Below are 18,777 nucleotides of genomic sequence, written 5' to 3' on the forward strand. Positions count from 1 at the left end.
GACTCAGCGGCCCAGCGGGGTCAGCAGGAAGCGGCCGACCAGCCCGACGCCCGCGTCGAGCTTCTCGGCGAACTCCTCGTACACCTCCGGCAGTCCGCGCAGGGACCACAGCACGCGGGACGCGGCCCACGCCGCGTCCCGTGCGCGTTCCAGGCTCCAGGAACCGGCGAGATGCGTCAGCGGATCGGCGAGGTCCAGCAGGTCGGGGCCGGGCATCAGCTCCTCCCTGACGTGTTCCTCCACCGACGTCAGCAGCTCCCCGACGCGGTCGAAGTCCCGTTCCAGGGAGGGTGGTTCGCACCCCAGCGCCGCGCAGGTGTCCACCACCGCGAGCGCCAGGTCGTGACCCACGTGCGCGTTGATCCCGGCCAGCGCGAACTGCACGGGACGGATGCCGCGATGGCCGCGCAACTGCAGCAGCGGCCGCCAGCAGGATGGGACGGTACGGCGGTCGGCCGCCGCGTCGACCGCCCGCAGGTAACGGGCGGCGAAGCGGGCGGCCAGCACCGCGGCGGCGGCGGGATCACCGAAGCCGCCCGCCGCCAGGCGGCCGTCCAGCTCCTCCGTCACGGACAGGTAGACGCGGTTGAACACCGCCACCCCGTCCCGCGGCGGGAGCGTCGTCCCGAGCGCGCGCATGCGCGCCACCACCTGGCCCACCCCCACCGGGGCCGGCCGCCGTGCCGTCGTCATGCGCACAGCGTCCCAGCAGGCCGGGCGGGGCGCGCGGCACGGCGGCCGTGCCGTCCCCGGATCGGGTGAGTCGGAGCGCGCCCGCGTCGCGGGCCGTCGACACCGACGGATACTGCGGGCGGAACCCCAGCTCCTCACGGGTGCGCAGGTTCGACACCACGCCGTCCCACGGATCGGCCACGACGCGCTCGCCATGCCCCGGGGGACCTCCGCGCCGTTCAGCCGGTGCGGCTCCACCGCCGACACCGGGGCGTCGTCGGCGATGTTGCAGACCCGGCCCCCGACGACCGGTGCCCGCAGCAGCCGCAGCAGGCCCTGGGCCACCCGCATCCGGGGATCGGCACTCCCTGGATCAGGTCCGGGACCGGCGAGATGCTGGAAACGTGGACATCAACCGCGCGCAGCTCGCCGACTTCCTGCGCCGCAGCCGTGCCCGCCTCGCCCCCTCCGACGTGGGCCTGGCCGTGGGCAGCCGACGGCGCACCCCCGGGCTGCGCCGCGAGGAGGTCGCCCAGCTCGCCGGGATGTCCGCGGACTACTACACCCGGCTCGAGCAGGCTCGCGGCCCCCGGCCCTCCCGGCAGATCCTCGGATCGCTCGCACGGGCGCTGCGCCTGACCGAGGACGAACGGGACCACCTCTTCCACCTGGCCGGCGAGGAACCGCCCCGCGACGCCCGCGACGCCGGCGGCACGGGGCACGTCCGGCCCGGGCTGCTGCTGGTCCTCGACCGGCTCGACGACGTCCCGGCCCAGGTCGTCAGCGACGCGGGCGACGTGCTCGCGCAGAACGCGATGGCTGCCGCGCTCGTCGGCGACGCGGTCTCCTGGCCCCCGCGCGAGCGCAACATCGTCCGCCGCTTCTTCCTCGACCCGGCGGCACGCCGGCTCTTCCCTCCGGGGGACCGCGCGGAGCACGCCCGGCGGCACGTCGCCCACCTGCGCGCGGTGCTGGCGGCCCGCCCGGAGGATGCGCGGGCGGCGGCGCTGGTGGGGGAACTGCGCTGCAGGAGCGCGGAGTTCGCGACACTCTGGGACCAACACGAGGTCGCCGTGCGGCGCGCGGACGTCAAGCGGTTCCTGCACCCGGTGGTGGGGCCGCTGGAACTGGAGTGCGAGGTGCTGCTCAGTGCGGAGCAGCACCAGCGGTTGATCGTGTACACGGCGCGTTTGGGGAGTGAGTCCTACGAGCGCTTGCGGCTGCTGAGGGTTGTGGGCCTGCAGGATCTCGCGGTGCGGAGTTGAGCGCGGGTCTGCGCTCTGTTCGTCCGGGTCCGGGCCGCGCCGGCGCGCCGCCAGCCTTCGGCCGGGCGGACCCCCACAGCGCTCGCGGATTCGCCGGATCATTCCGTCCCGGGTCCGCCGCTTGTCTCCCCCGGCCTCCGGCCGGGGGACCCTCATGGGCGCACCCCGCCACAACCCCCTTTCGTCGCTACGGCCGGGGGAGGGTTCAGGAGGGCGTCCAGGGTCGCCCCGGACTGCTTCACCCCCCACTGGCCGTCGGTCAGGATCCCGCGGTGCGGGGTCCCCCCTGATCCGTACCGATTCCGACCGCGGCACCCACGAGATCGTCGCCTGACTCGCCCCGCCGGGACGGTGGATGTCGTACTCGGTGGCATGACCGTCACCGACCACCATCCGCCATCCACCAGGCGGCTCTCAAGGCGGCCCCTCGGCCCGGACACCGGCCGTCGAACCGGGCGACGAGGTCCGCGGCGCCTGGATCGCCGAGCTCACCAGGACATCCCGAGGACATCCCGACCGACCGGCGTGTCTCGGTAACCGACAACCTGCGTGCGTCTCGTGGTCACTTATGCACGATGATCTCGATATATGCGCCACGGAGACGGGCCGTTCGAGCCGGCTGTCACGCTGTGGAACAGCCTGGTCGAACTGGACCGCGCCGTCGGCTGTCCCTGCCATAGTGGGCGCATGTATGTGATCAAATATGGCCACGCCTGTGTGCGTCTGGAGGCGGACGACCGGGTGCTGGTGATCGACCCGGGGACGTTCTCGGAGGCCGAAGCGCTCGACGGGGTCGACGAAGTGCTGGTGACGCACGAGCACCCCGACCACCTCGACATCGCCAAGCTCGTGGCGGCGAGTCAGCGCAACTCCGCATTCCGGGTGTACCTGCCGCCGGCAGCGATCGAGTCGGTCCCCGAGCTGGGCGCCACGGCGGTCGCCGTCGAAGCGGGGCAGCGGTTCACGGCGGCCGGGTTCGCCGTCGACGTCGTGGGCGGGGCACACGCCGAGATCTACGACGGCCTGCCCGGCTGCGCCAACGTCGGTTTCGTCGTCGACGGCACGGTCTACCACCCGGGCGACTCGCTGTTCGTCCCGCCGTCGCCGGTGGAGACGCTGTTCGTGCCCGCTGCCGCACCCTGGCTCAAGCTCTCCGAGGCGCTGGACTTCGTGCGGGCGGTGCGCCCGAAGCGGGCGTTCCCGATCCACGACGCCGCGCTCAACGAGATCGGCCAGGAGTACTTCGACGGCTGGTTGGACCTCAAGGGCGGTACCGAGTACGCGCGCATCCCGGTCGGGGAGTCCGTGGCAATCCGCTGAGCGGATTCCATATGCCTGATGTCGCGGACCAAGCGGCCTTGGCCGTGAGCTACGTATCGGGCACGGCGTCGAAGCGGCCCGCCACCGCAGCCTCCGCTCCGGCCCACCCGCGAAACCGGGCGCCCCCGCACGAACCGTCCCCGGGGCACCGGTCGGGCGGGGAGATACCCCGACCGCAACCACAACAACCCGCACACCAACAGGCGGCCTCACAGGAATCGCTACGGCGTCCACTCGTCGCGGGTCAGGGCGTACTCGACCTCCCCGTGCTCCGCCCCCGGCAACGCCTCGTCCCACTCCTCGTGGAAGACCCGCACCAACGACAGCCCCGCCTTCTCCATCACCCGCCGCGACCGGGTGTTGACGAACATCGTCTCCGCGTACACACGCCGCGCGCCCAGGTCGGTGAACGCCTTGCGGACCAGGGCGCGGGAGCCCTCCGTGGCGTAGCCGCGGCCCCAGACGGCGCGTCGCAGGCGGTACCCGAGCTCGAGGTCGTCGGCGGGGCCGCCGGCACGGGGGGTGAGGGCGAACCAGCCGACGAAGTGCCCGGTGGAGCGTTCCTCCGCGGCCCAGACCTGGGAGCGCGCGAAGCGCGGCAGCACCTCGTGCCGGATGACGTCCGAGGGCGTGGGGCGGCCGTTGCCGAGGTAGCGCATGACCTCGGGGTCGCTGTCGAGCGCGACGAGCAGCTCGGCGTCCGCGTCCGTGTCGGTGAAGTGCCGCAGCCGCAGCCGCCCGGTCTCCAGGAAGATCCGCATGTGCATGGCCGCACGCTAGGCCTGCGGGGTCGTGGCCGCCACGGGTTTGCGGTCGTGCTCCACGGAGACCGTGCCCGCGCTGCGGAGCACGCCCGCGCCCACGGCGAGCCCCGCGGCCAGCACGGTGACGAGGCCGAAGGAGATCTGCAGGGAGCTGGCCTGCGCGATGGAGCCGATGGCGGCGGGTGCCACCAGCCCGGAGGTGTAGGTGACCGTGGCGACGCCCGCGATGGCCTGGCTCGGGTTGGGCCCGCTGCGCCCGGCCGCCGCGAAGCACAGCGGGACGACGACGGCGATGCCCACACCGATGAGGGCGAAGCCCGCGATGGCGGTGATCTGGTTGGCTGCCGTGGCGACGAGGACGCCGCCCACCGTGGCGAGCAGACCGCCGGCGCGTACGGTGCGGACGGGGCCGAAGCGGCGGACGACGATGTCGCCGACGAGGCGGGACACGGCCATGGTGCAGGCGAAGGCGGTGTAGGAGGCCGCGGCGACCCCGGGGGAGGCGCCGGCGACGTCGCGGAGGTAGACCGCGCTCCAGTCCATGGAGGCACCCTCGGCGAAGACGGCGCAGAAGCCGATGGCGCCGATGACCAGAGCGGCGCGCGGCGGCAGGGCGAAGCGCGCCGGGGCCTCCTCGGACGCGGAGGGCCGCAGGTCGAGCACACCGCCGCAGGCCACCAGCCCCAGCACGACGAGCAGCACGGCACCGGTGGTGAGGTGGATGCGCGCGTCGAGTTCGGCATGGGCCGCGAGCACGCCGAAGAGGGAGCCGAGCAGCGTGCCGGCGCTCCACATGCCGTGCAGCCCGGACATGATCGACCGGCCGAGGCGTTCCTCCACCTCGACGCCCTGGGCGTTCATGACGACGTCGGCCATGCCGGCCGAGGCCCCGAAGACGAACATCGCCCCGCACAGCCAGCCCAGCCCGGGTGCGAGGGCGGGCAGCGCGAGCGAGGCGCACCACAGGCCCAGCAGGAGGCGCAACGCGTTGCGCATGCCCATCCGGTGGGCGATGCGGGCGGCGAGCGGCATGGCGACGGAGGCGCCGAGGGCCGCGAAGACCAGGGCGAAACCGAGCTGTCCGGGGCTCAGCCCGGCGTGCTCCTGGATCCAGGGCACCCGGGTGGCGAAGCTGCCGGTCACCGCGCCGTGCACGGCGAACACGGCGGCGACTGCGAGATGGGCGCGCCGCAGTCGTGGCTCGGTCTTCCCCATCGGGGTCGTCGGCATCGTCGGCATGTTCCCTCCCAGTCTGGTCCCGCCCCGGCTCTGGGCATAAATTATCAGGCAGGCTTCCTGAAAGATAGACTGCCTCCGGCCACGAGCCATGGCCGGTACCGCCCGCCCTCGCTCCCGTGCGGCGGCTTCTGGAAGGATCCGTCCATGACCGCCATCAGCTCCCATGCCGGGCGCACCGCGTCACCCCGTACGGCCCGGGCGATCAACGACCGGCTGGCACTGGAACTGCTGCAGCGCGAGGGACCGTTGACGGCGGCCCAGCTCAAGTTCCTCACGGGGCTGTCCCGTCCGAGCGTCGCCGACCTCGTGGAGCGGCTGCAGGAGTCCGGCCTGATCGCGGTCGTGGGAGAGACGGGAGCCGACCGGCGCGGCCCCAACGCGCGGGTGTACGGGATCGTCGCCGACCGGGCGCACCTGGCCGCCTTCGACGTCCGCACCCACAGCGTGGCCATCGAGGTGGCCGACCTGCTCGGGAACGCCGTCGGCAGCGCCGTCCTGCCGGTCGACCCGTTCGGCGATCCTCAGCGTACGGTGCGGCGCTCGGTGGCCCTGCTGGAGCGGACGGCACGCACCGCGGGCGCCGGCGCGCTGCACACGATCGCAGTGGGCGCTCCCGGCCTGGTCGACCCGGCCACCGGCGAACTGCGGGCCACCGGGCAGCTGCCGGCCTGGCACTCGGCGCTGGTCGCTGAGTTGCGCAGACGGCTCTCCCTGCCGGTGCTGCTGGAGAACGAGGTCAACCTCGCGGCCGTCGCCGAGCGCCGGCTGGGTTCGGTGCGCGACCGCGAGGACTTCGTCCTGCTGTGGCTGGGCCACGGGGTGGGCGCCGCGGTGGTGCTGGGCGGGGTCCTGCGGCGCGGGGCCTCGGGCGGCACGGGCGAGATCGGCTTCCTGCCCGTGCCGGGGACCTTCCAACTGCCGAAGGCGAGCGGGTGCGAGGGCGGTTTCCACTCGCTGGCGGGCAGCGCGGCGGTGTGCGCGCTGGCGCGCTCGCACGGGATGCCGGTGTCCGGCGAGGACGACGCCGCGGCGGCGGAGGGGGTGGTGACCGCCGCCCGGGCGGGCGGCAAGCAGGGTGAACTCTTCCTCGACGCGCTGGCGGACCGGGTGGTGATCGGAGTCGCGGCCGTCACCGCCGTGCTCGACCCCGGTTGCGTGGTGCTGGGCGGCGAGGTGGGCCGGGCGGGCGGCACCGAGCTGGCTGCCAGGGTCGGGGAACGGCTCGGGCGGATGTCCCCGCTGCCGACCGAGGTGCGGGCGGGAACCGTCGCGGGCAGCGCGGTGCTGCGCGGCGCGGTGCTCCTGGCGATGGACGCCGCGCAGGACGCCCTGTTCACCCCCGAGGTGTGACCCGCGGCGCGTGCGGGCAACCGCCCTCTCGTCGCCGGACGTTAGAGGGCGCCGACACGCGCTCCGGGCCGCCCGAATGACGCCGCGTCGCGCACGGAGTCCGCGAAGGCGTCAACGGCGGCCGGTGCGGGCGGTGTTGGCCGCAATCGAGTGCGACATGCCGAGGGATCCACAGGGGGCTGACCGCTCCCGTGTGAGGCAATCCACACCAATCCCTTGCGCCCGCAAGGAACCTTCATGGCAGACTGGTGGAGCAGTACCAGTGACGTTCAGCGCACTCCGGGGTCGGTGAAAATCCGAACCGGCGGTTACAGTCCGCGACCCGTCCGCATCCAGCGGCCGGTTGACCAGGTGAAATTCCTGGACCGACGGTTAAAGTCCGGATGGGAGGCAGTGCGCGGCGGACGGGCATCGGTACACCGCCGTCGGCGGCAGCGCGGGTGCGTGTCCCCCGGAAACGGGTGACGCGGACGGGCGCGGCCCCGCACCGGCCGCGGTGGTCCCGAGGCTCACGTCCGCTCTGTGTTCCGCACAGCCCCGGAGTCCGTGCCCGATGAGGCAGGAGGACCCGGTGGCAACACCCGGTGAAGCCGACGCGATGCGCCGGGCCATTGAGCTCGCCGCCCGCGGCATGGGCTCCACGAGCCCCAACCCCGTCGTGGGCGCCGTGATCCTCGACGCACACGGCGAGATCGCCGGCGAGGGCTGGCATCAGCAGGCCGGCGGCCCCCACGCGGAGGTCCACGCCCTGCGCGCGGCCGGCGACGCGGCCCGCGGCGGCACCGCCGTCGTCACTCTCGAGCCCTGCAACCACACCGGTCGCACCGGTCCCTGCGCCCAGGCCCTCATCGCGGCCGGCGTCTCCCGCGTCGTCTACGCCGTCGCGGACCCCACCCCCGCGGCGACCGGAGGCGGCGCCACGCTGGCGGCCGCGGGGATCGACGTGGAGAGCGGTCTGCTGGAGGCCGAGGCCGCCCGCGGCAACGAGGTCTGGCTCACCGCCTCCCGCGAGCAGCGGCCCTTCGTGGTGTGGAAGTACGCGAGCACCCTCGACGGCCGCATCGCCGCCGCCGACGGCACTAGCCGCTGGATCAGCTCCGCCGCGTCCCGGGCCGACGTGCACCGGCTGCGCGCCGAGTCCGACGCCGTCGTCGTCGGTTCCGGCACCCTGCGCGCCGACGACCCCCATCTCGCCGTGCGTGGCGTGGCGGGCACCTTCACGCAGCCCCTGCGGGTGGTCGTCGACACCAACGCCAAGATCACCCCCGGCGCCCGGGTGCTGGACGGCACCGCCCCGACCCTGGTCGCCGTCGCCGAGGACACCGACACCGCGCACCTGCCGGGCGTGGACGTGGCCCGCCTGCCCCGCACCGGCAGCGGTGTCGCGGTCCCCGGGCTGCTCGCCGAGCTGTACGGCCGCGGCGTCCGCTCCGTGCTGCTGGAGGGCGGCCCGACCCTGGCCGGCGCCTTCGTCGCCGCGGGGGCCGTCGACAAGGTCGTCGGCTACCTCGCACCTGCCCTCCTGGGGGCCGGGCCCGCGGCCCTGGGGGACGCGGGAATCACCACCGTCGGGCACGCGTTGCGGCTCGACGTCGCCGAGATCGAACGCATCGGCCCCGACCTGCGTATTACTGCCTACCCGAGCCGCACTGAGGAGAACTGACGTGTTCACCGGAATCGTCGAAGAGCTGGGCGACCTCGTCGCCGTCGAGGACCTGGGCGACGCCTCCCGCTTCCGTCTGCGCGGTCCGGTCGTCACCGAGGGCGCCAAGCACGGCGACTCGATCGCGGTCAACGGGGTGTGCCTCACCGTCGTCGACACCGCGGACGGCGAGTTCACCGCCGACGTGATGGCCGAGACCCTCAAGCGCTCCAGCCTCGGAGCGCTGCAGCCCGGCAGCCGGGTCAACCTGGAGCGGCCCATGGCGCTCGGCGGCCGCCTCGGCGGCCACCTCGTCCAGGGCCACGTGGACGGCACCGGCGCGGTCATCTCCCGCACCCCCGCCGAGCACTGGGAGATCGTGAAGGTCTCGCTCCCGGCGGAGCTGTCCCGCTACGTCGTCGAGAAGGGCTCGATCACCGTCGACGGCATCAGCCTCACCGTCGTCGAGGCCGGCCCCGACTTCTTCTCCGTCAGCCTGATCCCGACCACCCTCGCCCTCACCACGCTCGGCTTCAAGCAGCCCGGCGACCCGGTGAACCTGGAGGTCGACGTGATCGCCAAGTACGTCGAGCGGCTGTACGGGGAGCGGGCGGGCGCGCCGAAGGGGGCTCCGGCGGAATGAGCGCCCTCGACACCCTGAACAGTGTCGCCTTCTCCGCCTTCGGTGAGCACTTCAAGTGGACCGACGTCGTGGGCAACGGCCTCGGCCTCGCCGGGCTCGCGCTCGGCTGGCGCCGCTCGGTGTGGGCCTGGCCGGTCCAGCTGCTCTCCGGCGTGATGCTCGTCGCCGCGTACTGGTCGGCGCAGCTCACCGGCGGCGTCGGCAAGCAGCTGCTGGTGATCGGCGTCGCGGTGTGGGGCTGGTTCCAGTGGCGGCGCGGCGTCCGCGACGGCGGCGAGATCCGGGTCCGCTTCGCCACCTGGCGCGAGCGGGGCGTGCTGGTCGCCGGTACGGCGGCCGGACTGTTCGCGGTCGTCGGCCTCTTCACCCTCTACCCGTCGCTGTCCTGGAACCCCTGGCCGGACGCCTACATCTTCGTGGGCACCGTCGCCGCGATGGTGGCCATGGCCAGGGGATGGGTCGAGTTCTGGTTCGCCTGGCTCGCCGTCGACGCGGTCGGCGTCCCCCTCGCCTGGAACAGCGACCTGAAGTTCTCCGCGCTCGTGTACGTCATCTACTTCGTTCTCGTGATCGCCGGCATGTACGCCTGGTGGCAGCAGACCCGGGTCCCGCGGCACGGCGGGCCCGTCCTGGAAGGAGCGGCCGCATGACCACCGCACTGCACTCCCTCTACGTGGCGGAGGACGCCCCGATCGTCCTCGACCCCGTCGAGCGGGCGATCGCCGACATAGCGGCCGGCCGGCCCGTCGTCGTCGTGGACGACGAGAACCGCGAGAACGAGGGCGACCTCATCATCGCGGCGGAGAAGGCCACCCCGGAGATCGTCGCCTTCATGATGGCCGAGTGCCGTGGTCTGATCTGCGTGCCCATGGAGGAGCCCGACCTGGACCGGCTCGACCTGCCGCAGATGGTGGACTCCAACACCGAGTCCATGCAGACCGCGTTCACCGTCTCGGTCGACGCGAGCGGCGCCCACGGGGTCACCACCGGCATCTCCGCCGCCGACCGGGCGACCACCATCCGGCTGCTGGCCTCCGGCGGTTCCACCGCCGGCGACTTCGTCCGGCCCGGCCACGTCTTCCCGCTGCGCGCCAAGTCCGGCGGCGTCCTGACCCGCAACGGGCACACCGAGGCGGGCGTCGACCTGGCCCGGCTCGCCGGGCTGCGCCCGGCCGCGGCCATCGTGGAGATCGCCAACGAGGACGGGACGATGGCCCGCCTCCCCGAGCTCGTCCACTTCGCCCGCAAGCACGGCCTGGCCATCATCTCCATCGAGGACCTGGTCGCCTACCGCCGCACCTCGGAGCCGACCGTGCGCCGGGAGGCCGAGACCCGGCTGCCCACCGCCTTCGGGGACTTCCGCGCCTACGGCTACCGCAGCACCGTCGACGGCATCGAGCACATCGCCCTCGCGGCCGGCGAGATCGGCGACGGCGAGGACGTCCTCGTCCGCGTCCACTCCGAGTGCCTCACCGGCGACGTCTTCCACTCGCTGCGCTGCGACTGCGGACCGCAGCTCCAGGCCTCACTCGAAAAGGTGGCGGCCGAGGGCCGGGGCGTCGTGGTCTACCTCCGCGGCCACGAGGGCCGGGGCATCGGCCTGATGTCCAAGCTGCGCGCGTACGAACTGCAGGAGCACGGCCGTGACACGCTCGACGCCAACCTCGAACTCGGACTGCCCGCCGACGCCCGCGACTACGGGGCGGCCGCCCAGATGCTCGACGACCTCGGCGTGCGCTCCCTGCGCCTGATGACCAACAATCCCGAGAAGACCGACGCCCTCGAACGGCACGGCCTGAAGGTCGTCGAGCGCGTCGCCATGCCGATCGCGGCCGGCGAGCACAACCTGCGGTACCTGCGCACCAAGCGGGACCGCATGGGCCACGACCTGCCCTGGCTGGACCCGGCCCCCACCGGCGCCTGCGGCAACCAGTAGCCCGCGGGCGGCACCACGAGAACCCGTACGACCAGCACGACCAGCACCATCAGAACAAGAACGAGCAAGAACGAGCAAGGAGAAGACGGACGTGAGCGGTAAGGGCGCCCCCGAGCTGACCGTGAAGAACTGTGGTGACCTGCGCGTGGCCGTGATCGCGGCGCAGTGGCACGTGCAGGTGATGGACGGCCTGGTCGACGGCGCCCTGCGCGCCCTGAGCGACCTGGGCATCGACGAGCCGACCCTGCTGCGCGTGCCGGGCAGCTTCGAACTGCCGGTCGCCGCCAAGGTGCTGGCGAGCCGGGGCTACGACGCCGTCGTCGCCCTCGGCGTCGTCATCCGCGGCGGCACACCGCACTTCGAGTACGTCTGCCAGGGCGTGACCCAGGGCCTGACCCAGGTCTCGGTCGACACCGGCGTGCCGATCGGCTTCGGCGTGCTCACCTGCGACACCGAGGAACAGGCCCTGGACCGCGCCGGACTGCCCGGCTCGAACGAGGACAAGGGGCACGAGGCGGTCACCGCCGCGATCGCCACCGCGACCGTCCTGCGTTCAGTATCCGAGCCGTGGCGGTGAGGTAGGGGCGCTTCCGCGTAGGGTGGGGACCACCATGGCCAACAAGACATTCGAGGAGCTCTTCGCCGAGCTCCAGCGCAAGGCCGCCACCGGCGACCCCAGCACCTCCCGGACCGCCGAACTGGTGGGCAAGGGAGTGCACGCGATCGGCAAGAAGGTGGTCGAGGAGGCCGCCGAGGTGTGGATGGCAGCCGAGTACGAAGGCGCCGACCGCACCGCGGAGGAGATCTCCCAGTTGCTGTACCACCTGCAGGTGATGATGGTCGCCCGGGGCATCGCCCTCGACGACGTATACGCTCATCTCTGAGCGGATCATCACCGGCCGGCCCCACCCCGCGCGCCGCCCCACGCCCCCCTCCCACCCACATCCGAGATACGAAGGAACGTCTCCATGCTGCGCATCGCCGTCCCCAACAAGGGTTCACTGTCCGGACCTGCGTCGGCGATGCTGCATGAGGCCGGCTACCGCCAGCGCAAGGACTCCAAGGAACTCGTCCTCGTCGACGGCGAGAACGACGTCGAGTTCTTCTACCTGCGCCCGCGCGACATCGCCATCTACGTCGGCTCGGGCCGCCTCGACATCGGCATCACCGGCCGCGACCTGCTGCTGGACTCCGGTGCCAACGCCGAGGAGATCCTGCAGCTCGGTTTCGCCCGCTCCACCTTCCGCTACGCCACCACCCCCGGCGGCGTGACGGACGTGAAGGAGTTCGGCGGCAAGACGGTCGCCACCTCCTATCCGGAGATCGTCAGGAGGCACCTCGCCGACAACGCGGTGGACGCCTCCGTGGTCCGCCTCGACGGCGCCGTCGAGACCTCCATCCACCTCGGTGTGGCGGACGTCATCGCCGACGTCGTCGAGACGGGCACCTCGCTGCGCAACGCCGGCCTGGAGGTCATCGGGAAGCCGATCCTCGACTCCGAGGCCGTGGTCATCCGCCGGGCCGGCGCCGGCGGCGAGGACGCGGCGGCCGAGCCGAAGGTGCAGCAGTTCCTGCGCCGCCTCCAGGGCGTCCTGGTGGCCCGGTGCTACGTGATGATGGACTACGACATCCGTGTCGAGCACGTCGAGCGGGCCATCGCCCTCACGCCGGGCCTCGAGTCGCCGACCGTCTCCCCGCTGCACCACGAGGGCTGGGTCGCCGTCCGCGCCATGGTCCCGAGCCGCGAGGCCCAGCGGATCATGGACGAGCTGTACGAGCTCGGCGCACGGGCCATCCTCACCACCGGGATCCACGCGTGCCGCCTGTGACCCCGCCCACCCCGCCCACCGTGCCCGCGGAACTCCCCGGGCTGCCCGTCACCTTCCGGCCCACCCGCACCCGCGCGGTGCTGCTGGGCCTGGGTGCCGGGCTGCTCGCGGCCTTCGGCGCGATCGCCGTCCTGCTTCCCTCGGACGGCGCACGCCCCTGGCACACCTCGGACCGGATCTATCTCCTCCTCACCGGTCTGCTGGTCGCCGGGGTGCTCGCACTGCTCAGCCGCCCCAGGGTGGCCGCCGACCGCGACGGTGTGACCGTCGTCAACCTGACGACCCGCCGCCGCCTGGAATGGGCGCAGGTCCTCCGGGTGAACCTGCGCACCGGTGACCCGTGGGTGTACCTCGATCTGGCGGACGGCACCAGCCTGGCCGCCATGGGGATCCAGCCCGGGATCGGACGCGCCCGCGCGTTGCGCGACGCGCGCGCCCTGCGGGCCCTCGCGGAGGCGTACGGTACCGGCAAGCCGACGGCGCACCAGACCTGACGCCACGGCCCGCTTCTTCATTACTCTGGAACCTTCGCAACGACCCGAGGAGTGACACCCAATCCACGATGGACGGATCGTCCGGTAGTACCCGCGCCGCCTCTCCCCCTCGACATACGGGAGCGGCGGCATGAGCGCCTCGTTGCTGCTGCTCGCGGCAGCCTTCCTCCTGATCCTCGCGAACGGCTTCTTCGTCGCCGCCGAATTCGGCCTGGTGACCGTCGAGCGGCCGGCCGCGGAACGTGCCGCCGCCGAGGGTGACCGCAGGGCCCGCAGCGTCGTGGAGGCGCTGCGCAAGCTGTCCTTCCAGCTGTCCGGCACCCAGCTCGGCATCACGATCACCTCGCTGGTGGTCGGCATGCTGGCCGAGCCGGCCCTCGCCGACCTGTTCTCCGGACCGCTCACCTCGGTGGGCGTACCCGGGGGCGCCGCGCCCGCCGTGGCCGTGGTGATCGGCATGATCCTCGCCTCGGCCGTCCAGATGGTCATCGGCGAGCTCGTCCCGAAGAACTGGGCGGTGTCCCGTCCGCTGGAGGTGGCCCGTTTTGTGGCCGGGCCGCAGCGGGTTTTCTCCGCCCTGTTCCGCCCGGTGATCGAGGCCCTCAACGCCGCCGCGAACCGCCTGGTGCGGGCGCTGGGCGTGGAGCCCGCCGAGGAGCTGGCCTCCGCGCGCACCCCCACCGAGCTGGTCTCGCTGGCCCGCCACTCCGCCCGTGCCGGGGCCCTCGAGCAGGACACCGCGGACCTCTTCGTCCGCACCATCTCCCTCGGCGACCTCACGGCGGAGAACGTGATGACCCCGCGGGTCCGCGTCAGCGCCCTGCAGGACACCGCCACTGCCGCGGACGTCCTCAACCTGACCCGGGCCACCGGGCTGTCCCGCTTCCCCGTCTACCGGGAGCGGCTGGACGACATCGTCGGCATGGCGAGCCTGAAGGACGCCCTCGCCGTCCCGGCCCACCTGCGCGACCGCACACCGGTCGGCCGGGTCACGGTCGCCCCGCTGCTCGTCCCCGAGACGCTGCCGGTGCAGCCGCTCCTCGAGCGGCTGCGCCGCGAGCAGCCGATCGCCGTCGTCGTCGACGAGTACGGCGGCACCGCGGGCGTCGTCACCCTGGAGGACATCGTCGAGGAGCTCGTCGGCGAGGTGCGCGACGAGCACGACAGCGCCGACCTGCCGGAGCTGGCGACCGCCCCCGCGGAGAACGGCAACCCCGTCTGGGACGCCGACGGCGGCTGCCGGATCGACCTGCTGGAACGCATAGGGCTCGAGGCCCCCGAGGGCCCGTACGAGACGGTGGCCGGCCTCGTCGCCGACCTCCTCGAACGCATCCCCGAGCCGGGGGACACCGCGGTGCTGCCCGGCTGGGAGCTGCGGGTGCGCGAGGTCACGCACCACCGCGCGGAAAGGGTTCGCCTGGTACGCGTCGGGTTCGAGGAGCCCGAGGACGGGCAGGAGGGCGAGCGATGAGCTTCCTGCAACTGTTCTTCGCCGCCGTGCTGGTGCTCGGCAACGGCTTCTTCGTCGGCGCCGAGTTCGCCCTGGTCTCCGTACGGCGCAGCCAGATCGAGCCGCTCGCCGGCACGCAGCGGCGGGCCCGTACGGTCCTGCAGGGGCTGGAGAACCTGCCGCAGATGATGGCGGCGGCGCAGTTCGGCATCACGGTCTGCTCCCTGACGCTGGGCGCGGTCGCCGAGCCGACCGTCGCCCACCTCCTGGAGCCGGTCTTCGAGGCGATCCACCTGCCCGAGGGGCTGATCCATCCGCTCGGCTACGTCATCGCTCTCGCCATCGTGGTCTTCCTGCACCTCGTCATCGGCGAGATGGTCCCCAAGAACCTGGCGATGGCCGCGCCCGAGAAGACCGCGCTGTGGCTCAGCCCCGGCCTGGTCGGCTTCGCGCGTCTGTTCCGGCCGGTCATCGCGGTGCTCGGCTGGTGCGCCAAGATCGTGCTGCGGCTGTTCCGGGTGGAACCCAAGGACGAGATCGACGCGGTCTTCACCAGCGAGGAGCTGACGGTGCTCGTCGAGGACGCCCGGCAGGCCGGACTCCTCGACGACGACGCCCAGGAGCGCCTGGAGGACGCGCTGGAGCTGGGCACCCGCCCGGTCACGGACGTCCTGCTGCCGCCGGAGGAGCTGGTGACGGTCGACGCCTCCGTCACCCCCGCCGAGGTCGAGGAGCTGACCGTGCGCACCGGCTACTCGCGCTTCCCGGTGGCCGGACCGGAGGGCGCCTACCTCGGCTACCTCCACGTGAAGGACGTCCTCGACCTGGAGGACACCGGCCGGCCCGTCCCGGCGCGGCTGTGGCGGCCGATGGCCACCCTCCGCGCGGAGCTGCCGCTGGACGACGCGCTCACCCAGATGCGGCGGGCCGCGTCGCACCTGGCGGCGGTCGCGGACTCCGGCGGTCGCGTGCTGGGGCTGGTCGCGCTGGAGGACGTGCTGGAGATGCTGGTCGGCGAGGTCCGCGACCCGGCGCACCGGGAGGCCCCGGAGCCCGCGGAGAGCGGCGCCGCCCCGGCCGCCGAGGAGCCCGGCGAGGTCGCCCGGCCCCCGCGCGTGATGGCGGGCTGACGGGGGAACCCACGCGGGAGGGGCCCGGGCGCACGCGCCCGGGCCCCTCCCGCGTCGTTCACTCCATGGGCTCGGGCGGCGGCAGCCCGGGGCCGCGGCCCGAGAGCACCTCACCGTAGGCCTGCATGAGGTCGGGCAGGCGCAGCGTGGACAGGTCGTCCCGGGACAGCTGTCCCGTGTAGCCGGACAGCCGCAGGTCGCGGTACGCGCAGCTCTTCTCGTACAGGGTCCGCAGGAAGCGGCCGTTGCCCAGCTCGTCGATCCAGCCCTGATCGACGACATGGCCGCTGATGGCGAGCAGTTCCTCCAGGGCCTCGTCGTCCCAGCGGTCGCCGTTGTCGGCGGCGAGGACCTCGCCGATGCTGGTCAGCTCGTGCGGACGGTAGCTGGGGAAGTCGACCCGGGTGGTGAAGCGCGAGCCGAGGCCGGGGTTGGCCGCCAGCAGGCGGTCCATGCCCTCGGGGTACCCGGCGAGGATGACGACCAGTCGGTCGCGGTTGTCCTCCGCGCGCTTGAGCAGGACCTGCAGCGCCTCGTCGCCGTAGGCGTCGCCCTTGCTGTACCCGGAGTTGGACAGCGCGTACGCCTCGTCGACGAAGAGCACCCCGCCGAGCGCGGAGTCGATCAGCTCGTTGGCCTTGACGGCCGTCTGCCCCAGGAACTCGCCCACGAGGTCGGCGCGCTGCGCCTCGACCAGATGGTCGCCGCCCAGCAGGCCGAGAGCGTAGAAGACCCGGCCGAGGATGCGTGCCACGGTGGTCTTGCCGGTGCCGGAGGGCCCGGAGAAGACGAAGTGCCGCTTGGGCGGCTGCACCGGCAGACCCTGCCCCGACCGCAGCCGCGCCATCCGCAACTGGGCTGACAGCGCCCGCACTTGGCGCTTGACGGGATCCAGGCCCACCATCCGGTCGAGTTCGGCCAGCGCCTGGGAGAGCAGCACCGGGTCCGGGGCCGTGACGGGGACCTGCGGCACGACGGGGGAGACCGGCAGGATCGCCTTCTCCCGGATGTCGTCGTCGATCGGGCCGACCGCGCCCAGCGGATCGTCCAGGACCGAGCCCGATCCCAGGCCGCCCGGCATGGCCGCGGCCCCGGCCCGGGCGTCGAGCGGATCGGGCTCGGGCGGCAGAGCCTCGGGCCCGGTCTGGCCGTAGCCCTGCAGGGTGACCGGGGCCAGGTCGGCCGTACCGTCGGTGAGGCCGTCGGACTCGTCGATCGCGGCGAGCCGCGCGGCGGTGTCCATGAACGCCGGGTCGACGCGCTGCACCGCCTGGTACAGGGGGAGCGCGGCGGCGGTGCGGCCGGTGCCCTCGTACGCGCGGGCCAGCCAGTAGCGGAGTTCCTTGCGCTGCGGCTGCTCGCTGCGGCAGCGCATCAGCGCCGTCGTCAGCAGCGGTTCGGCCTGCCCGTAGAGCTCCAGCCGGACCCTGGCCATCCCCCCGAACAGGCCGGCCTCGATGCCCAGCACCTGGTCGCCGAGGAGCGGTTCGGTGTGGCGCACCAACTGGTCCCAGTCCTTGACCAGATAGGCCCGGCAGGCGTGCAGGAAGCGGACGTGCGGATCGGTGTCGATCGGCGGGCACTCGGCCAGGGCCCGGTCCAGCTCCGCGATGTGGCGGCCGTCGAGCCAGTGGGAGGCGTGCGCGAGCAGCAGGTCGCGGCGGGTCTCCAGCACCGGCTGCACCCACCAGCCCAGCCAGTACCAGGAGTTCATCGACCGGCGGTACGCGCTGCGCTGCTCGCCGAAGCGGTCGCGGTGCCGGTACATCTGCAGCAGCGCGGTGGAGGTGTCCGCGCGCAGCGCGTGCAGCCCGAGCCAGGCGTCCGCCATGCCGGGGTCGAGGCGGACCGCGGCGCGGAACTCCTCCTCGGCCTGGGTGTAGGCGCCCATGGTGTAGGCCTCGACGGCCCGTACCCAGGCGAGATCGGCGGGGGCGCCCGAATGCTCTGTGCCGAAGTCCATCAGGTCCCCACCAGCCGTTCCCCCCGGTGCCGCCCGCCTAACGCCGCTCCAACCAGGTTACGCGAAGCGGTAGTTGGTGCCAGGTGGACGCCACCTTCCCGGGGCGGCGCACCCGTTGGCATGGTACCCGCGCAGGCCCTGCGGGCCGTAGAGCGACGCGGGCGGTGACGTTGGGTGAGCACATGGCTGCCGTACGGGGCCGGATCACCGGCGGAGGGCAGAACGAAGCCCCCGGTCACGGGGGAACAACCGGGGGCTTCGCGTCTGGGGCGCGGTCGACGATGACCGCGCATTCAGAACGTAAGTCCTGTACGGCTCCCGGGTCAAGCGGCCTTGAGGCACCGCTGCGTCGGCCTCCCGGCGGCCCCAGCGCACCGGCTGCGGGCCGTCACGGTCAGTGACGGAGGGTGTCCGCGAGCGGCGTGCCCGCGGGCTGTTCCCGTAGTTCGTAGCCCTCCGGACGCTGGTGGACCAGCAGATCCGCGAACGGCCTGGAGGGGTCGGCGGCGAAGTGCGCGTCCTGGGCGCGCATCCAGCCGGCCCAGAACCCGGCAAGCGCGGGGCCGTCCCGCCGCTCGCCGCGCTCGCGTGCCGTCTCCCGCGTCACCTCCAGCCAGAGCAGGCCGGCCAGCCAGGGGCGCACCTCGCGGCGGCCGGCCCCCACGCCCTCCAGCAGGACCACGGGGGCCGGCGGCACCTCCAGCGTCATGGCGAACCGCCGCGCCACCCAGTCGTACTTCGCGGGCCGGGCGGTGTCACCGCGGCGCAGCGGCTCCAGCACCTGCTCGCGCAGCCGCCCGGTCCACTCGAACAGCTCCTCGTGCGTGGCCAGATCGTCGAGGTGGACGACGGGAGCGCCGTCCAGCGCGGACGCCAGCGCGGCGGCGAAGGTCGTCTTGCCGGATCCGGCGTGGCCGTCCACGGCGACGAGCCGCACGGGCCCGCACGACGGCGCAAGGGCGCGCAGCCGGGCGGCGAGCGCCCGAAGCGCCCCGGGAGTGGCGTGGTGGTCCATCGGGGCCAGCCTACGACCTGCGCCGACGCAAGCGACTGCGGAGGGTGCCAGGGGCGTCTACGGTA

General features: G+C 73.2%; 18 protein-coding genes and 1 riboswitch. Of the genes, 13 read left to right on the forward strand and 5 right to left on the reverse strand.

Annotated elements, in window-relative coordinates:
- Positions 1-3: 3 nt before the first annotated feature.
- Positions 4-693, reverse strand: a complete 690-nt coding sequence (locus PV342_RS06375; RefSeq protein ID WP_037733356.1) for a DUF5995 family protein — start codon at positions 691-693, stop codon at positions 4-6.
- Between the two features lie 389 nt (positions 694-1,082).
- On the opposite strand from PV342_RS06375, the gene PV342_RS06380 reads away from it, so the two are divergent.
- A complete protein-coding gene (locus PV342_RS06380) occupies positions 1,083-1,937 on the forward strand; it encodes a helix-turn-helix transcriptional regulator (protein ID WP_400800795.1) in 855 nt (284 codons plus the stop codon).
- Between the two features lie 588 nt (positions 1,938-2,525).
- On the forward strand, positions 2,526-3,257 hold the full coding sequence (locus tag PV342_RS06385) for an MBL fold metallo-hydrolase (protein ID WP_500316102.1): 732 nt from the start codon (positions 2,526-2,528) through the stop codon (positions 3,255-3,257).
- Positions 3,258-3,478: 221 nt separating this feature from the next.
- Here the strand turns inward: PV342_RS06385 and PV342_RS06390 are convergent, their stop codons facing one another.
- Together PV342_RS06390 and PV342_RS06395 are read right to left on the reverse strand one after the other, a co-directional pair.
- Positions 3,479-4,018 (reverse strand): GNAT family N-acetyltransferase, encoded by a 540-nt coding sequence (locus tag PV342_RS06390; RefSeq protein ID WP_500316194.1) that lies wholly within the window; start codon positions 4,016-4,018, stop codon positions 3,479-3,481.
- Between the two features lie 15 nt (positions 4,019-4,033).
- The gene (locus PV342_RS06395) at positions 4,034-5,251 is read right to left on the reverse strand and encodes an MFS transporter (RefSeq protein WP_400800441.1); all 1,218 of its coding nucleotides are present in this window, start codon (positions 5,249-5,251) and stop codon (positions 4,034-4,036) included.
- Positions 5,252-5,404: 153 nt separating this feature from the next.
- Here PV342_RS06395 and PV342_RS06400 point away from each other — a divergent pair, with 153 nt between their 5' ends.
- From PV342_RS06400 to PV342_RS06450, 11 genes are all read left to right on the forward strand, one after another.
- A complete protein-coding gene (locus PV342_RS06400) occupies positions 5,405-6,610 on the forward strand; it encodes an ROK family transcriptional regulator (protein ID WP_500316104.1) in 1,206 nt (401 codons plus the stop codon).
- 270 nt (positions 6,611-6,880) lie between these two features.
- A riboswitch (FMN riboswitch) is annotated at positions 6,881-7,011 on the forward strand.
- Positions 7,012-7,181: 170 nt separating this feature from the next.
- Entirely contained in the window at positions 7,182-8,273 is a 1,092-nt protein-coding gene (gene ribD, locus PV342_RS06405) for a bifunctional diaminohydroxyphosphoribosylaminopyrimidine deaminase/5-amino-6-(5-phosphoribosylamino)uracil reductase RibD (protein ID WP_026251915.1), read from the forward strand.
- 1 nt (position 8,274) lies between these two features.
- Positions 8,275-8,895, forward strand: a complete 621-nt coding sequence (locus PV342_RS06410) for a riboflavin synthase (RefSeq protein WP_089227811.1) — start codon at positions 8,275-8,277, stop codon at positions 8,893-8,895.
- Positions 8,892-9,545 carry a nicotinamide mononucleotide transporter family protein gene (locus tag PV342_RS06415; protein WP_500316107.1) on the forward strand — a complete coding sequence of 218 codons (654 nt, stop codon included), beginning with the start codon at positions 8,892-8,894 and terminating at the stop codon, positions 9,543-9,545. The genes PV342_RS06410 and PV342_RS06415 overlap by 4 nt, the downstream gene beginning before the upstream one ends.
- Entirely contained in the window at positions 9,542-10,831 is a 1,290-nt protein-coding gene (locus PV342_RS06420; protein ID WP_400800431.1) for a bifunctional 3,4-dihydroxy-2-butanone-4-phosphate synthase/GTP cyclohydrolase II, read from the forward strand. The genes PV342_RS06415 and PV342_RS06420 overlap by 4 nt, the downstream gene beginning before the upstream one ends.
- A 91-nt stretch (positions 10,832-10,922) precedes the next feature.
- Positions 10,923-11,408, forward strand: a complete 486-nt coding sequence (gene ribH / locus PV342_RS06425) for a 6,7-dimethyl-8-ribityllumazine synthase (RefSeq protein WP_018564146.1) — start codon at positions 10,923-10,925, stop codon at positions 11,406-11,408.
- Positions 11,409-11,442: 34 nt separating this feature from the next.
- Entirely contained in the window at positions 11,443-11,715 is a 273-nt protein-coding gene (locus PV342_RS06430; protein WP_018564145.1) for a phosphoribosyl-ATP diphosphatase, read from the forward strand.
- Between the two features lie 84 nt (positions 11,716-11,799).
- Positions 11,800-12,660 carry an ATP phosphoribosyltransferase gene (gene hisG / locus PV342_RS06435; RefSeq protein WP_500316109.1) on the forward strand — a complete coding sequence of 287 codons (861 nt, stop codon included), beginning with the start codon at positions 11,800-11,802 and terminating at the stop codon, positions 12,658-12,660.
- Positions 12,657-13,154: a PH domain-containing protein gene (locus tag PV342_RS06440; RefSeq protein ID WP_386990719.1), complete on the forward strand. Its 498-nt coding sequence runs from the start codon at positions 12,657-12,659 to the stop codon at positions 13,152-13,154. Before hisG ends, PV342_RS06440 begins: the two co-directional genes overlap by 4 nt.
- 130 nt (positions 13,155-13,284) lie before the next feature.
- Positions 13,285-14,625, forward strand: coding sequence for a hemolysin family protein (locus tag PV342_RS06445; protein ID WP_400800426.1), 1,341 nt, complete (start codon positions 13,285-13,287; stop codon positions 14,623-14,625).
- Positions 14,622-15,734, forward strand: a complete 1,113-nt coding sequence (locus PV342_RS06450; protein WP_329188976.1) for a hemolysin family protein — start codon at positions 14,622-14,624, stop codon at positions 15,732-15,734. Before PV342_RS06445 ends, PV342_RS06450 begins: the two co-directional genes overlap by 4 nt.
- A gap of 58 nt (positions 15,735-15,792) precedes the next feature.
- On the opposite strand, the gene PV342_RS06455 is transcribed toward PV342_RS06450, so the two are convergent.
- Positions 15,793-17,697, reverse strand: a complete 1,905-nt coding sequence (locus tag PV342_RS06455; RefSeq protein ID WP_386990452.1) for an AAA family ATPase — start codon at positions 17,695-17,697, stop codon at positions 15,793-15,795.
- 394 nt (positions 17,698-18,091) lie between these two features.
- Positions 18,092-18,712, reverse strand: a complete 621-nt coding sequence (locus tag PV342_RS06460) for a uridine kinase family protein (protein WP_400800420.1) — start codon at positions 18,710-18,712, stop codon at positions 18,092-18,094.
- Positions 18,713-18,777: the final 65 nt, after the last annotated feature.

The organism is Streptomyces sp. PA03-3a (assembly GCF_033792735.1).
Classification (GTDB): domain Bacteria; phylum Actinomycetota; class Actinomycetes; order Streptomycetales; family Streptomycetaceae; genus Actinacidiphila.